This window comes from Chelatococcus sambhunathii (assembly GCF_001418005.1).
Lineage (GTDB): Bacteria > Pseudomonadota > Alphaproteobacteria > Rhizobiales > Beijerinckiaceae > Chelatococcus_A > Chelatococcus_A sambhunathii.
Window position 1 is genome coordinate 22,831 of the sequence record NZ_LIOL01000007.1, and the last position, 15,137, is coordinate 37,967.

At 66.3% G+C, this 15,137-nt stretch carries 15 protein-coding genes; 14 read left to right on the forward strand and 1 reads right to left on the reverse strand.

Annotation, left to right across the window (positions count from 1 at the left end):
• The first annotated feature begins 51 nt into the window (after positions 1 to 51).
• From ASC46_RS14130 to ASC46_RS14140, 3 genes are read left to right on the forward strand one after another with little or no spacing between them, the layout of a single operon-like run.
• Positions 52 to 1,788 (forward strand): relaxase/mobilization nuclease domain-containing protein, encoded by a 1,737-nt coding sequence (locus ASC46_RS14130; RefSeq protein WP_055459963.1) that lies wholly within the window; start codon positions 52 to 54, stop codon positions 1,786 to 1,788.
• A 27-nt stretch (positions 1,789 to 1,815) separates the two neighbouring features.
• Entirely contained in the window at positions 1,816 to 3,807 is a 1,992-nt protein-coding gene (locus ASC46_RS14135) for a conjugal transfer protein TraG (RefSeq protein WP_019404630.1), read from the forward strand.
• Positions 3,808 to 3,814: 7 nt separating this feature from the next.
• Positions 3,815 to 4,249, forward strand: coding sequence for a ribbon-helix-helix protein, CopG family (locus ASC46_RS14140; RefSeq protein WP_019404631.1), 435 nt, complete (start codon positions 3,815 to 3,817; stop codon positions 4,247 to 4,249).
• Positions 4,250 to 4,422: 173 nt separating this feature from the next.
• On the opposite strand, the gene ASC46_RS14145 is transcribed toward ASC46_RS14140, so the two are convergent.
• Positions 4,423 to 5,016, reverse strand: coding sequence for a glutathione S-transferase N-terminal domain-containing protein (locus ASC46_RS14145; RefSeq protein WP_019404632.1), 594 nt, complete (start codon positions 5,014 to 5,016; stop codon positions 4,423 to 4,425).
• Between the two features lie 118 nt (positions 5,017 to 5,134).
• Here ASC46_RS14145 and ASC46_RS14150 point away from each other — a divergent pair, with 118 nt between their 5' ends.
• From ASC46_RS14150 to ASC46_RS14200, 11 genes are all read left to right on the forward strand, one after another.
• Positions 5,135 to 5,509, forward strand: coding sequence for a winged helix-turn-helix transcriptional regulator (locus ASC46_RS14150; protein WP_019404633.1), 375 nt, complete (start codon positions 5,135 to 5,137; stop codon positions 5,507 to 5,509).
• Positions 5,510 to 5,925: 416 nt separating this feature from the next.
• Positions 5,926 to 6,861 carry a P-type conjugative transfer ATPase TrbB gene (gene trbB / locus ASC46_RS14155; protein ID WP_019404634.1) on the forward strand — a complete coding sequence of 312 codons (936 nt, stop codon included), beginning with the start codon at positions 5,926 to 5,928 and terminating at the stop codon, positions 6,859 to 6,861.
• Positions 6,858 to 7,190, forward strand: coding sequence for a TrbC/VirB2 family type IV secretion system protein (locus ASC46_RS14160; RefSeq protein WP_019404635.1), 333 nt, complete (start codon positions 6,858 to 6,860; stop codon positions 7,188 to 7,190). The genes trbB and ASC46_RS14160 overlap by 4 nt, the downstream gene beginning before the upstream one ends.
• Positions 7,190 to 7,471 (forward strand): VirB3 family type IV secretion system protein, encoded by a 282-nt coding sequence (locus ASC46_RS14165; RefSeq protein WP_019404636.1) that lies wholly within the window; start codon positions 7,190 to 7,192, stop codon positions 7,469 to 7,471. Before ASC46_RS14160 ends, ASC46_RS14165 begins: the two co-directional genes overlap by 1 nt.
• Positions 7,472 to 7,482: 11 nt before the next feature.
• Positions 7,483 to 9,921, forward strand: coding sequence for a conjugal transfer protein TrbE (gene trbE, locus ASC46_RS14170; protein WP_055459964.1), 2,439 nt, complete (start codon positions 7,483 to 7,485; stop codon positions 9,919 to 9,921).
• Positions 9,918 to 10,676, forward strand: a complete 759-nt coding sequence (trbJ, locus tag ASC46_RS14175) for a P-type conjugative transfer protein TrbJ (RefSeq protein ID WP_019404638.1) — start codon at positions 9,918 to 9,920, stop codon at positions 10,674 to 10,676. The genes trbE and trbJ overlap by 4 nt, the downstream gene beginning before the upstream one ends.
• A gap of 10 nt (positions 10,677 to 10,686) precedes the next feature.
• Positions 10,687 to 10,974 carry a putative entry exclusion protein TrbK-alt gene (gene trbK-alt / locus ASC46_RS14180; RefSeq protein ID WP_019404639.1) on the forward strand — a complete coding sequence of 96 codons (288 nt, stop codon included), beginning with the start codon at positions 10,687 to 10,689 and terminating at the stop codon, positions 10,972 to 10,974.
• A gap of 3 nt (positions 10,975 to 10,977) precedes the next feature.
• Positions 10,978 to 12,324, forward strand: a complete 1,347-nt coding sequence (trbL, locus tag ASC46_RS14185; RefSeq protein ID WP_019404640.1) for a P-type conjugative transfer protein TrbL — start codon at positions 10,978 to 10,980, stop codon at positions 12,322 to 12,324.
• Positions 12,321 to 13,010 (forward strand): conjugal transfer protein TrbF, encoded by a 690-nt coding sequence (gene trbF / locus ASC46_RS14190; RefSeq protein ID WP_019404641.1) that lies wholly within the window; start codon positions 12,321 to 12,323, stop codon positions 13,008 to 13,010. The genes trbL and trbF overlap by 4 nt, the downstream gene beginning before the upstream one ends.
• Entirely contained in the window at positions 13,007 to 13,990 is a 984-nt protein-coding gene (gene trbG / locus ASC46_RS14195) for a P-type conjugative transfer protein TrbG (protein ID WP_055459965.1), read from the forward strand. The genes trbF and trbG overlap by 4 nt, the downstream gene beginning before the upstream one ends.
• Entirely contained in the window at positions 13,987 to 15,132 is a 1,146-nt protein-coding gene (locus ASC46_RS14200) for a TraB/TrbI/VirB10 family type IV secretion system protein (RefSeq protein ID WP_055459966.1), read from the forward strand. Before trbG ends, ASC46_RS14200 begins: the two co-directional genes overlap by 4 nt.
• Positions 15,133 to 15,137 lie beyond the last annotated feature (5 nt).

Genomic DNA, 15,137 nt, shown 5'->3' on the forward strand with positions numbered 1-15,137 from the left:
CTCATTTCTCAAGAATATCATCGCGTTAGCGCGATGTGCGGAGCGTCGGGAATGACCGACGAGCACGACTTCCGCATCCGGCCAGGCCGCATCCGCTCGACGAGCGCGCAGCGGGCGCGGCCCTTCATCGCCCAGGCGCTGGCGGCCGCGCAGCGCGCCGGCGGCAGCGTCTCCCGGCAAGGGAAGATCGGGTCCGGCGCGCGGTCCCGGTTCGGGCGCGGCCAGCGCGCCTCGATCCAGGCGAACCGCCTCATCACCGCCCGCTCGCGCGGCGCGGTCATCAAGGCGCGGGTCGTCCGTCATAGCGCGCGGTCAGCGCCGCTCTCGACGCATCTCGATTACCTGCGCCGCGACGGCGTCACCCGCGACGGGGAGAAGGCCCGACTGTTCGGTCCGGGCGGCGATGACGTCGACGTCAAGAACTTCGCGGAGCGGTCCGAGGACGACCGCCACCATTTCCGCTTCATCGTCTCGCCGGACGACGCGCTGGAAATGTCCGACCTCAAGGGCTTCACTCGCGAGCTGGTCGGCCAGATGGAGAAGGATCTCGGGACAAAGCTCGAATGGGTCGCGGTCGATCACTGGAACACCGAGCATCCGCATGTCCATCTGATCGTCCGCGGCGTGCGCGATGACGGCGAAAACCTGGTCATCTCCCGCGATTATATCAAAGAGGGCATGCGCGATCGGGCGCGCGACCTCATCACCCAGGAGCTGGGACCGCGCACCGATCAGGAAATCCGGCAGACGCTCGAGCGCCAGATCGACTCCGACCGCTGGACCAACCTCGACCGCCAGCTCGCCCGCGATGCCTATCGCACCGGCGTCATCGATCTTGCACCGCATGCCGACCGCCAACCCGACGAATTCCATGCCTTGAAGGTCGGGCGTCTGCGCAAGCTCGCAGGGCTCGGGCTCGCCGATGAGATCGGCCCCGGCCAGTGGACCATCTCGGACAAGGCGGAGGCGACGCTGCGCGAACTCGGCGAGCGAGGCGACATCATCAAGCGCATCCACCATGGCCTGACCGAGCGTGGCATCGAGCGCGGCGCGGCGAGCTACGTGCTGGCGTCCGAGAGCCTCAACGATCCGGTCATCGGACGTCTCGTCGCCCGCGGCCTCGACGACGAGCTGAAGGGCACGGCCTTCGCCGTCGTGGACGGCGTCGACGGCCGCACCCACCACATCAAGCTTCCCGACCTAGACGCGGCCGGCGACAGCGCGCCGGGTTCGATCGTCGAGCTTCGGAAATTCGATGACGCGCGCGGCCAGCGCCGCGTGGCGATCGCGGTGCGCTCCGATCTCGACATCGAGCGGCAGGTCACCGCGACCGGCGCGACCTGGCTCGACCGGCAGAATATCGCCCGCGAGCTGGCCGCGCTCGGCAGCGGCTTCGGCGCCGAGGTGCGCGACGCCATGGACCGACGGGCCGAACACCTTGTCGGCCAAGGCCTCGCCGAGCGACAGAAGCGCGGCGTCAGCTTCCAGCCCGGCCTGGTCGACACGCTGCGGCGCCGCGAGCTGGAGGCGGTTGCCGAACGCATCGCCGCCGAGACCGGGCGGCCGCAGGTCAAACCTGAATCCGGCGAATATGTCACCGGCACCTACCAGCGGCGGCTGACGCTTGCGAGCGGCCGCTTCGCCATGATCGACGACGGGCTCGGCTTCAGCCTCGTACCCTGGACGCCATCACTCGAAAAGCAGCTCGGCCGTCACGTCTCCGGCGTCGCCCGAAGCGACGGCGGCGTCGACTGGAGCTTCGGCCGCCAGCGGGGGCTCGGCCTGTGACCACCACCCCAAGCGAAAGGACCAGCCATGTCCGCCACTAAAATTCTCTGGGGCCAGATCTTCACGGTCTTCGCCATCGTCGTGTTGACCACCTGGACCGCCACGGAGTGGACAGCCTACCGGCTCGGCTTCCAGTCCCAGCTCGGACCGCCGTGGTTCATGCTCGGTCATTGGCCGATCTACTATCCGTGGTCCTTCTTTCCGTGGTGGTATTTCTACGACGCCTACGCACCGCCGATCTTCGTCGAGGGCGCCTATATCGCCTCCTCCGGAGGCTTCATCTCGATCGCCGTCGCGATCGGCATGTCGGTCTGGCGGGCTCGCGAGGCGAAGAACGCCGAGACCTTCGGCTCGGCGCGTTGGGCACATGACGACGAGGTGCGCGGCGCCGGCCTGCTCGGCGAAGACGGCGTGGTGCTCGGCAAATATGACCGCGCCTATCTTCGGCACGACGGCCCCGAGCATGTCCTGTGCTTCGCGCCGACCCGGTCCGGCAAGGGCGTCGGCCTGGTCGTGCCGTCGTTGCTGACCTGGCCGGGCTCGGCCATCGTCCATGACATCAAGGGCGAGAATTGGACGCTGACCGCCGGCTTCCGCGCCCGCCACGGTCGGGTGCTGCTCTTCGATCCGACCAATGCGAAGTCGGCCGCCTATAACCCATTGCTCGAGGTGCGCCGCGGCGAATGGGAAGTCCGCGACGTTCAGAACATCGCCGACATCCTAGTCGACCCGGAAGGCAACCTCGAGAAGCGGAACCACTGGGAGAAGACCAGCCACGCGCTCCTGGTCGGCGCGATCCTCCATGTCCTCTATGCAGAGGAAGATAAGACGCTCGCCGGTGTCGCCGCCTTCCTCAGCGATCCCAAGCGGCCGATCGAATCGACTTTGGCGGCGATGATGAAGACGGCCCATCTCGGCGAGAGCGGACCCCATCCGGTGATCGCGTCGGCCGCGCGCGAGCTGCTCAACAAATCCGACAACGAACGCTCCGGCGTGCTCTCGACCGCCATGTCCTTCCTCGGCCTCTATCGCGATCCCGTCGTCGCCGAGGTGACTCGCCGCTGCGACTGGCGCATCGCCGACATCGTCGGCGCCCGCCAGCCGACCAGCCTCTACCTTGTCGTGCCGCCCTCGGACATCGCCCGGACCAAGCCGCTGATCCGGCTGATCCTCAATCAGATTGGCCGGCGCCTGACCGAAGACCTCAACGCTAAAGGCAACCGGCATCGGCTGCTCCTGATGCTCGACGAGTTTCCGGCGCTCGGGCGGCTCGACTTCTTCGAGTCCGCCTTGGCGTTCATGGCGGGCTATGGGCTGAAAAGCTTCCTGATCGCCCAGTCGCTGAACCAGATCGAGAAGGCCTACGGACCGAACAACGCGATCCTCGACAACTGCCATGTCCGGGTATCGTTCGCGACGAACGACGAGCGCACCGCCAAGCGGGTTTCCGATGCGCTCGGCACCGCGACTGAAATGCGCGCGATGAAGAACTATGCCGGCCATCGCCTCTCGCCCTGGCTCGGCCACCTGATGGTGTCGCGCTCGGAGACCGCGCGGCCGCTGCTCACCCCGGGCGAGATCATGCAACTTCCGCCGACCGACGAGATCGTCATGGTCGCCGGCACGCCGCCGATCCGCGCGAAGAAAGCCCGATACTTCGAGGACTGCCGCTTCAACGAGCGGATTATGCCGCCACCCGGGCTGATCGGTTCGACACGGCCGAGTACCGACGACTGGAGCAGCCTGCCGGTTCCGGCTCGGCCGAAAGCTGCGATAACCGAAGCGGCTATCGCGACCGGGAGCCGCGACGAAGATCCGACTGGATCGGAGCGGCGCCACCAGCCCGAGTTGGGGCGCGCCGCCCCGGTCGAGAAGAAGGTGCCGACTGAGAACGAGTTCGAGGCCGGCTTCGAAGACGAGGCCGACGAGGACATCGCGCGCATCAGCCGCGCTAACCAGATCATGCAGGGCGTCGCCCGTCAGGTTTCGCTCGATCCGAACGATGGCATGGAGCTGTGAGACGGCTATGTCCAAGCCTCCCAAGAAACAGCGCCTGTCGGTCTATCTCGAACCCGAGGTGATGAAGGCGCTCGCCGCCCATGCGGCGCGCCGCGATCAGTCGCGGTCATTGATCGCCGAAGCAGCGATCGCATCGTTCCTGTCGCCGGACGCCGCCGAGCGCCAGGAGGCCGCCGCGACCAAGCGTCTCGACCAGTTCGATCGCCGCATGACGCGGATGGAGCGTGACCTCGGCATCTCGGTCGAGACGCTCGCCGTCTTCGTGCGCTTCTGGCTCACCACCAACCCGCCTTTGCCCGAACCGGCGCAGGCCGCCGCGCGGGCCCAGGCGGGCGAGCGCTATGACGCGTTCGTTGCCGCGTTAGGGCGCAGACTCGCCAAAGGCCCGAAGCTGCGGCAGGAGATTTCCGAGGACATCAGCCCCATACCGGAGACGCGATAAAGCGTCGATGAACCTGATAAAAAAGCGGAACGGGCGGCGTGTCGGGCCGCGCACCAGGCTGCGAATGACCGGTCGTGGGACTTTGCCGCCCGACCGCTTCCCGTCGTGGGCGAAGCAAAACGTCATTGAAACGCTCGCGTCGCTCGGCGTCCCGCATCCTTGGCCGCGACCGATCATTCCGTCGGCGACAACCCCTCTTCGGCACGGGCCCGCACGACAGACGGCCTTTGATTCATCCGCTCGAAATAGACCTGAAGGCGCTCGGGTGCCGCGATCTCAAATTGTGCCGCCGCGAGCAGGCACCAGTAGAGATAGGGATCGGCTATCGAGATCGACTGGCCGAGAAGGAACGGCTTTTCTCCCATCTGCTCGTCCAGAAAGGCGAACCCCTTCGTGAGCGCATTGCGCGCCTTCGTTTGCTCCGCTTCGGCCGCTTTCTTGAAGAACGGCCCGAGGCCGCCATGAATGGTCGTTGCCATGTAGGACAGAGCCTCCAATGCCCGGCTTCGCCCCAGCGCGTCCTCCGGAAGCAATTTGCCGCTGTGATCCGCGATATGAGCAAGGATGGCGAGATTCTCGGTTAGGATCGAACCATCGTCCAATTCCAGGGCGGGCACGAAACCGCGTGGGTTGATCGCAAGATAGTCTCTACCGTCACGTGTACGCTTGTCGCGGTCGATCGGCATGAGATCGTATGGCAGATCGGCTTCGATCAACGCGATGTGATCGGCGATGCTGCACGCTGCAGGATAGAAATACAGGCGCATTTTTTGGTCTCCACACGCCGTTTCGAAGGCGCGATTACGTGGTCTGGATTGCTGACCAGCTCCAATTATGAGACAAGAGAAGACCTCACAAGAACGCATAATTTCAGGACATGGTCATATGGGCAGGACCGCCCCGCTCGCCGGACAGAATAGTTGCCGCGCCGTCAGTGAGGTTCTCAGCCGGGTCGGCGACAAATGGTCGGTCCTTGTCATCGTCGCCGTCCGGGAGCGGCCACACCGCTTCAACGAGCTGAAGCGCAAGGTCGGTGGCATATCCCAGCAGATGCTCACATCGACGCTCAAGACGCTGGAACGGGATGGCCTAGTGACAAGGACCGTCATGCCCACCACGCCGCCGCAAGTCAGCTATGCGCTGACCGATCTGGGGCGATCTCTGTCCAGCACCCTCCGGCAGCTCGCCGAGTGGTCAATCGACAACCTCGCCACGATCCAGGAAAGCCGGCGCCAATACGACGAAGGGCGTCCGACATAGGGCCCACTCGCTCTGCCGCGAGCCGCGCGCAAATGCGACCATACCGCTACTCGCGCGTGCTGACATATCGCTGATTGTCGCGACCGCTTAAGGAATCAGCACATAGCCCCCGGAATGGCCGGGCTTGGGTCGTCAGCTGTCACTCCACCATGCGGAGGTGCTGCTCGATGGTGGCCTGCTGCGTTCACCACGGCGAGCAGCCACCGGTTGCGGCAACTCAAGTATTCAGCGACCCCACCTATCACCTGTCTTTGTACGCCATGGTACGACAAGCAAAACAACCTGTTGCCGAGAGCCGATTTCCGGTTCTCTTAATCATCCCCGATCCAGGGACGGCCTGACGCGGTCCCACAAAGAACGGGGACGACGTGGCCACCTCTTCCGAGAAATCCGAGGCGATACTTCGCGGAGCCCGCATGCTGCGGACCGCACTCGGCCCCGCGATCGCCGGTTTCCTCGGAGACGCCAGCGTCGTCGAAGTGATGCTCAACCCCGACGGCCGTCTCTGGGTCGACCGGCTCTCGGAGGGATTGTCCGACACAGGCGAGCGGCTCTCGGCCGCCGATGGCGAGCGCATCGTGCGCCTGGTCGCGCACCATGTCGGCGCCGAGGTCCACGCCGCCAGTCCGCGCGTCTCGGCCGAGCTGCCGGAAACGGGAGAGCGGTTCGAGGGCCTGCTGCCACCCGTCGTCCAGGCGCCAACTTTCGCTATCCGTAAGCCCGCTGTCGCGGTCTTCACCCTGCAGGACTACGTCGCAGGTGGGATCATGACCGCCGAGCAGGCCGAGATCCTGCGCCAGGCGGTTGCCGACCGCCGCAACATCCTGGTCGCCGGTGGCACCTCGACCGGCAAGACCACGCTCACGAATGCGCTGCTCGCCGAGGTGTCCAAGACCTCGGACCGCGTCGTGCTGATCGAGGACACCCGAGAGCTTCAGTGCGTCGCGCCAAATCTCGTCGCCATGCGGACCAAGGACGGCGTGGCGACGCTCTCCGATCTCGTTCGCTCCTCGCTCCGCCTTCGCCCCGACCGGATTCCGATCGGAGAGGTCCGCGGCGCCGAAGCGCTCGATCTGCTCAAGGCCTGGGGCACGGGCCATCCCGGCGGCATCGGCACGATTCACGCGGGCACGTCGTTAGGCGCGCTGCGCCGCCTCGAGCAGCTCATCCAAGAAGCCGTCATCACCGTCCCCCGCGCGCTCATCGCCGAGACGATCGATCTCGTCGCCGTGCTCTCCGGCCGCGGCTCGACCCGACGCCTCGCCGAGCTCGGCCTCGTCGAGGGGCTCGGTTGCGATGGCGACTACCGCGTCCGCCCTGCCACCCAGCCCCTTGAAGGAGACCGCGCATGATCCGCCGAGCCCTGCAGTTCCGTCGCCACGTCGCGACCGCCGCCTCTGTCCTCTTCGTCAGCCTGATGCTGGCACCTGCCGCCCACGCATCAGGCTCCTCAATGCCATGGGAGCAGCCGCTGCAGCAGATCCTTCAGTCAATCGAAGGTCCGGTGGCCAAAATAATCGCTGTCATCATCATTATCGTCACCGGCCTGACGCTCGCCTTCGGCGACACAAGCGGCGGCTTTCGCAGGCTCATTCAGATCGTGTTCGGGCTGAGCATCGCCTTCGCAGCGTCGAGCTTCTTTTTGTCGTTCTTCTCGTTCGGCGGCGGGGTCTTGGTGTAATGGCCGCCGTCCTCGAACAGCTCGACGCGGTGCCGGGCTTTACGATCCCAGTCCACCGGGCGCTGACCGAGCACATTCTGCTCGGCGGCGCGCCGCGCTCCATTGCGATCATGAACGGGACGCTGGCCGGAGCCGTTGGCCTCGGCCTGCGCCTCTGGCTGGTCGGGCTCGCCATCTGGGCTATCGGTCACTTCGCAGCCGTTTGGGCCGCGAAGCGCGATCCGCTCTTCGTGGAGGTTGGTCGCCGGCATCTGCGCATCCCTGGCCATCTGTCGGTCTGAGGAGTGCTGCTATGCTGAACCTCGCCGAATACCGCCGCACCGCCAACCGCCTTGCCGACTATCTGCCTTGGGTCGCGCTAGTCGGCGAAGGCGTCGTGCTGAACAAGGACGGCTCTTTTCAGCGCAGCGCGAAGTTTCGCGGCCCCGATCTCGATTCCGCCGTGGCGGCCGAGCTGGTGGCGGTCGCCGGCCGCATCAACAACGCCTTCCGCCGTCTCGGATCGGGCTGGAGCATCTTTGTCGAGGCGCAGCGCAACGAGGCCGCGACCTATCCCAGCAGCACCTTTCCTGATCCGGCTTCCGCATTGGTCGATGCCGAGCGCAAGGCCGATTTCGAGGAGGAAGGCGCGCATTTCGTTTCGAGCTACTTCCTGACTTTCCTCTATTTGCCGCCAGCCGAAGACGCCGCGCGCATAGAAGCCTGGCTTTATGAGGGGCGTGAGCGGTCCGGTGTCGATCCCCATGAAGTGCTGCGCGGCTTTATCGACCGCACCGACCGGGTGCTGGCGCTGCTCGACGGCTTCATGCCGTCCTGCCGCTGGCTCGATGACGCCGAGACGCTGACCTATCTGCATTCCTGCGTTTCCCTGAGCCGCGATCGCGTGCGCGTCCCTGAAACGCCGATCTATCTCGACGCGCTGCTCGCCGACCAGCCGCTGACCGGTGGGCTGGAGCCCCGCCTTGGCGACGGACATCTGCGCATCCTCACCATCATCGGCTTCCCGACCGCCACCACGCCGGGCCTCCTGGACGAGCTGAACCGGCTGGCCTTTCCCTATCGCTGGAGCACGCGGGCGATCCTGCTCGACAAGACCGACGCGACCCGACTGCTGACCAAGATCAGGCGGCAGTGGTTCGCCAAGCGCAAGTCGATCGCAGCGATCTTCAAGGAGGTCATGACCAACGAGGCGTCCACGCTCGTGGACACCGACGCCGCCAACAAGGCCGCCGATGCCGACATGGCCTTGCAGGAGCTCGGCGCTGATGTCGCCGGCATGGCCTATGTCACGGCCACCATCACGGTCTGGGACACTGATCCTCGCGTGGCCGACGAGAAACTGCGGCTGGTCGAGAAGGTCATTCAGAGCCGTGACTTCACGGCCATGGCTGAGACGGTCAATGCCGTCGACGCCTGGCTCGGCTCGCTGCCGGGACATGCCTACGCGAACGTCCGGCAGCCCCCGATCTCGACGCTCAATCTCGCCCACATGATCCCCCTCTCTGCCGTGTGGGCGGGGCCGGAACGGAATGACCATCTCGGAGCGCCCCCCTTGCTCTACGGCAAGACCGAGGGATCGACTCCGTTCCGGCTTTCCCTCCACATCGGCGACGTGGGTCACACGCTCGTCGTTGGTCCCACCGGCGCCGGCAAATCCGTGCTGCTGGCGCTCATGGCGCTCCAGTTCCGCCGCTACGAGGGCGCCCAGGTCTTCGCCTTCGATTTCGGAGGCAGCATCCGGGCGGCGGCGCTCGCCATGGGCGGCGACTGGCACGATCTCGGCGGCGGGCTGACGGAAGGTTCGGACGCCTCCGTCTCCCTCCAGCCGCTCGCGCGTATCCACGACACCTACGAGCGTGCTTGGGCGGCCGACTGGATCGTCGCCATCCTCATGCGAGAGGGCATCCAGATCACGCCCGAGGTGAAGGAGTATATCTGGACGGCGCTGACCTCGCTCGCCTCCGCACCGCTCGAGGAACGCACCATCACCGGCCTCGCGGTGCTATTGCAGTCCAACGACCTGAAGCAGGCACTTCGGCCGTTCTGCGTCGGCGGAGCCTATGGCCGCCTACTCGACGCCGAGACGGAACATCTCGGCAGTTCGCAAGTGCAGGCATTCGAGATCGAGGGCCTTGTCGGCACGGGCGCTGCCCCGGCCGTGCTCTCCTACCTGTTCCATCGCGTCAGTGACCGGCTCGACGGACGGCCGACGCTGCTCATCATCGACGAGGGCTGGCTAGCGCTCGACGACGAGGGATTTGCCGGCCAGCTCCGCGAATGGCTGAAGACGCTGCGCAAGAAGAACGCCAGCGTGATCTTCGCCACGCAGTCGCTCAGCGACATCGACAATTCATCCATCGCACCCGCCATTATCGAGAGCTGCCCGACGCGGCTCCTGTTGCCGAACGAGCGGGCCATCGAACCGCAGATCACGGCCATCTATCGCCGCTTCGGCCTCAATGACCGGCAGATCGAAATCCTCGCGCGGGCGACACCGAAGCGCGACTATTACTGCCAGTCGCGGCGGGGCAACCGGCTCTTCGAGCTAGGCCTGTCCGAAGTTGGCCTCGCGCTCTGCGCCGCTTCCTCCAAATCCGACCAGACCTTGATCGCCGACCTCGTCGCCGAGCACGGCCGCGACAGCTTTCTCGCCGCCTGGCTGCGCCTGCGCGGCGCCGAATGGGCGCTCGACCTCATTCCCAACCTCGACAACCTGGAGACCAAACCATGATGATCCGTCACTCGCACGGGGCGCTCATTGCCGCATCGATCCTGTCCATGCCGCTGGCGCTGTCGCCGATGCTCGCGACGCCGGCTCACGCCATCATCGTCTTCGATCCGTCGAACTATGCCCAGAACGTCCTGACGGCGGCGCGCACGCTGGAGCAGATCACGCATCAGATCACCTCGCTTCAGAATGAAGCCCAGATGCTCATCAATCAGGCTCGCAACCTTGCGAGCCTGCCGTTCTCCGCTCTTCAGCAGATCCAGCAATCGGTGAGCCGCACGCAGCAGCTTCTGAGCCAAGCCCAGAACATCGCCTTCAACGTCCAGCAGATCGACCAGGCGTTCCAGCAGAAATACGGCAACGTCTTGCTCTCCGCGACCGACCAGCAGCTCGTCGCCGATGCGCGCTCGCGCTGGCAGAACACCGTCGGCGGTCTTCAGGACGCGATGCGCGTGCAGGCCGGCGTCGTCGGCAATATCGACACGAACCGCACGCAGATGTCGGCCCTCGTCGACCAGAGCCAGTCGGCAACCGGTGCGTTGCAGGCGACCCAGGCCGGTAACCAGCTTCTCGCCCTCCAATCGCAACAGCTCTCCGACCTTATCGCCCTGATCTCGGCCAATGGCCGCGCCGGCGCGCTGACGGAGGCCGAGCGGGCCGCGGCCGCCGCACAGGGGCGCGAGCAGCGCCGCCGCTTTCTGACGCCGGGCAGCGGCTACCAGCCCGGCAACGCGCAAATGTTCAACAGCGGCAATTGAGGGCGAGCGAATGGACGGCAGGATGTTCGCTCGACTCGGCGCCGTCGTGTTCGTCGCCATCGCCATCACGGCGACAGTGATTGAGCTCACCCTCGAGCAGGATCCGCCGACATCACAACCGGCGCGTCCCCTTCAGACCGAACGTGACCCGCTGCGCGAGGGTCAGCGCCGGTGCCAGCAGCTCGGACAAAAGGCGGCCGAGGATAGCGAATGTCTGCGCGTCTGGGCCGAGACCCGCGACCGGTTCTTGCGCTCCACGCCGGCGCCCGCATCGCCCGCCTCCAACGAAGGGCGGTGAACCGTGGGCGGCGCCGGCGTCATCGACAATTTCCTCGGGGTCTTCACCCGCTATATCGACTCCGGCTTCGGTCTGCTCGGCGGCGAGGTCGCCTTCATCGCGACAACGCTCATCGTCATCGACGTGACGCTCGCCGCGCTGTTCTGGAGCTGGGGCGCGGATGACGACATCATCGCGCGGCTCGTCAAGAAGACCCTGTTCGTCGGCGTCTTCGCTTATCTGATCGGCAATTGGAACAACCTGGCGAAGATCGTCTTCGATTCCTTCGCGGGGCTCGGCCTCAAGGCGTCCGGCACGGGATTCACCGCGCAGGATCTGATGCGGCCGGGAAAGGTGGCCCAAACCGGCCTCGACGCCGCCCGGCCATTGCTCGAATCCATCTCGGACCTGATGGGCTGGATCGCCTTCTTCGAGAACTTCATCCAGATCGCCTGCCTGCTGTTCGCCTGGGCGCTGGTCATTCTGGCCTTCTTCATTCTGGCCATCCAACTCTTCGTCACCCTCATTGAATTCAAGCTCAGCACCCTGGCCGGTTTCGTCCTGATCCCCTTCGGCCTGTTCGGCAAGACCGCCTTCATGGCCGAACGGGTCCTCGGCAACGTCATCTCGTCCGGCATCAAGGTGCTGGTGCTCGCCGTCATCATCGGCATCGGCTCGACACTGTTCAGCCAGTTCACGGCCGGCTTCGGCGGCGCGACACCGACCATCGATGACGCCATGGCCGTCGTGCTGGCCGCGATGTCGCTGCTCGGCCTCGGAATTTTCGGCCCCGGCATCGCATCCGGTCTCGTCAGCGGTGGTCCCCAGCTCGGGGCGGGCGCCGCGGTCGGCACCGGTCTTGCCGCCGGCGGGATAGTGCTTGCGGGCGGCGCCGCCGCCGGCTTAGCCGCGAAAGGAGGCGCTGCTGCCTTCTCGACAGGCGCGGCCGCTGTGCGTGGCGGTGCGACCGCAGCCGGCGCCGTCTCGGCCGCCTACAGCCTCGGCTCGCTTGGACAGTCCGGCGCGGCCGGTGTCGCATCCGGGCTAAGTGGTGTTGCGCGCGCGGCCGGCGGGGCGGCGACGTCACCGCTTCGCCGCGCGATGACAGGCGTCCAGTCCAGCTTCTCCGATGGCGCGAAGGCCGGTTTCGGCGCGACTGGCGGCTCCTCGACCATGGGCACGGTCGGCGACGCGGCCGAATCTCCGTCCGGATCGACCCAGCCATCCAATGCATCGCCTGGCTGGGCGCAGCGCATGCGCCAATCCAGCCATATGGGCCACGCCGTCCAAACGACCGCGCACGCCGTCCGTTCCGGCGATAGCCACGGCTCCGGCTCTTCCGTCAATCTCTCCGAAAGCGACCGCTCATGAACCTCTTTAAGCGACCGGCAACCCATTACGGCAAGACGCCGGAACCCGAGACGCCATACCAGCGCGCGGCACAGGTCTGGGACGAGCGTATCGGCTCCGCCCGCGTGCAGGCGAAGAACTGGCGTTACATGGCCTTCGGATCGCTAATCCTCTCTGCCGGTTTCGCGGCCGCGCTCGTCTGGCAGTCGGCACGCGGGACCGTCGTGCCGTGGGTGGTGCAGGTCGATAATCTCGGCCAGGCGCAGACGGTCGCCCCCGCGACCGCCGACTACCGTCCGACCGATCCTCAGGTGGCGTGGCACCTCGGCCGCTTCATCGAACAGGTCAGGAGCATCCCCGCCGACCCGATCATCGTGCGCCAGAATTGGCTGCGCGCCTATGAATGGACGACCGATCGCGGCGCTGCCGCGCTCAACGACTATGCCCGCGCCAACGACCCGTTCACCAAGGTCGGCAGGCAACAGATCGCCGTCGAGGTGTCGAGCGTCATCCGCGCTTCCCCTGACAGCTTCCGGGTCGCCTGGACCGAGCGTCACTACGAAAACGGCCAGATCTCCTCGACGCAGCGCTGGACCGCGATCCTGACCGTCGTGATCCAGCCGCCGCGTGATGCCGAACGGCTCCGAGCCAATCCGCTTGGCATCTACGTCAATGCGATCTCTTGGTCGCGGGAGATGAGCCAGTGAGCCGACCGACGATCCACACATCCGGCATTCCGGTTCTCCGTAAACCCACCTTCGCGGCTTTGCTGCTTTCCGCCACCGTGCTGTCGGGCTGCGCGACCTACAAGCCGCCAGAAATCAGCTACGACAACAACGTGCCGCCTCTGCCGGCGGTGCCCGCAGCCGCCACCGATGACCGGCCGCGGCCTCTGCACGTCCCGCCGGCCTGGACGGTCGCGCGCGGCGGCAATGCGGCCGGCACCCCGGCCGCACGTGTCGAGAACGCCAATGCCGCCGCCCGCGTCGAGCCGCGTCGCGAGGGCTATTACAACGCCATCCAGATTTATCCGTGGAGCGAGGGCGCGCTCTATCAGGTCTATGCCGCGCCGGGCCAGATCACCAACATCGCGCTGGAACCGGGCGAGAGCCTGACCGGTGCCGGCCCGATCGCGGCCGGCGACACGGCCCGCTGGATCATCGGTGACACCGAGAGCGGTTCGGGAACGACCCGCCGCGTCCATATCCTCGTGAAGCCGTCGCGCCCGGAGATATCAACCAACCTCGTCGTCACCACCGACCGGCGCACCTACATGATCGAACTGCGCGCCCGCGAAGCGCTCTACATGCCCGCCGTTGCATGGGCCTATCCGGCTCCGCCCGCAGGACAACGCCAGGCCGTTCCCGCCACGCCAGTCATCCCGGCCGTGGCGGCACGCAACTACCGCTATGGCCTGACTGGCGACAATCCGGCGTGGAAGCCGGTCGCCGTCTATGACGATGGCCGCAGGGTCTATGTCGAGTTCCCGCGCGGGATCGTGCAGGGCGAGATGCCGCCGATCTTCGTTCTCGGCTCGAATGGCGAGGCGCAGATCGTCAACAGCCGCATTCACCAGCACATCCTGATCATCGACCGCCTGTTCGGCGCGGCGGAGCTGCGCCTTGGCAGTGGCGACCGCCAGCAGACCGTCAGGATTGTCCGCACCGATGGGAGGCCATCGTCATGACCGATACCGAAACCGATGCGGCCGCACCGATGCGGCTTCGCGCCGAGCCGCCACGCGTCACCCGCCTGTCGCGCAAGGTGCTCGCCAGTGTAGGGGCCGTCGCGTTGGTCGGCCTCGGTGGCGCCCTGATCTATGCGCTTCAGACCCGCGATGGCGGTGGCAGCAACGAGGAACTCTATTCGACGACCAATCGGCAAACCGCCGATGGTCTCGCGGGCTTGCCGCGCGACTACACCGGGCCGGTCCTCGGCCCGCCGCTGCCCGGCGATCTCGGCCGTCCGATCCTCGACGCCCAAACACGGGGTCAGCCGGTCGTGCCGCCCCCGATGACGGCGCCGGCCGTTGACGACGCGGAACGCCGCCGGCTGGCTGAGGAAGAGGCCGCCCGAACCTCGCGCGTCTTCTTCCAGACAGCCCCCGGAACCGCGAGCACCGCCGGAACGCCGGGCGGGATGACCGCACCGAATCTCGCTGGCCTCGGCCTCAACGGCCAGCCGACGGCGCAGGACCGCCAGTTGGCGTTCCTCAATGCCGCCGTGGACCGGCGCACGGTCGCGCCAGATCGCGTCGTGCCGCCGGCTTCGCCCTATGTGCTTCAGGCCGGAGCGGTCATCCCGGCCGCGCTCATCACCGGCATCCGTTCCGATCTGCCCGGTCAAATCACCGCACAGGTGACGGAGAACATCTACGACAGCCCGAGCGGCCGATTCCTGCTCGTGCCCCAGGGCACCCGCATCATTGGCCAGTATGACAACAGCGTGCAGTTCGGCCAGCGCCGCGTGCTGCTCGTCTGGAACCGGCTCATTTTGCCGAACGGCCGCTCCATCGTGCTGGAACGCCAGCCCGGCGCCGACACCCAGGGCTATGCCGGTCTCGAGGACGGCGTCGATTACCACTGGTGGGATCTGATGAAGGCGGCCGGGCTCTCGACCCTGCTCGGGGTCGGCACGGAGCTCGCGACCAGCGACGAGGACCGCCTGATCCGCGCCATCCGCGACGGGACGCAGGACACCATCAACCAGGCCGGGCAGCAGATCATCCAGCGCCAGTTGCAAGTCGCTCCGACGCTGACCGTTCGGTCGGGCTTTCCAGTCAGGGTCATTGTGACCCGCGACCTTGTATTCGAGCCTTACGGAGGCTGATCCGT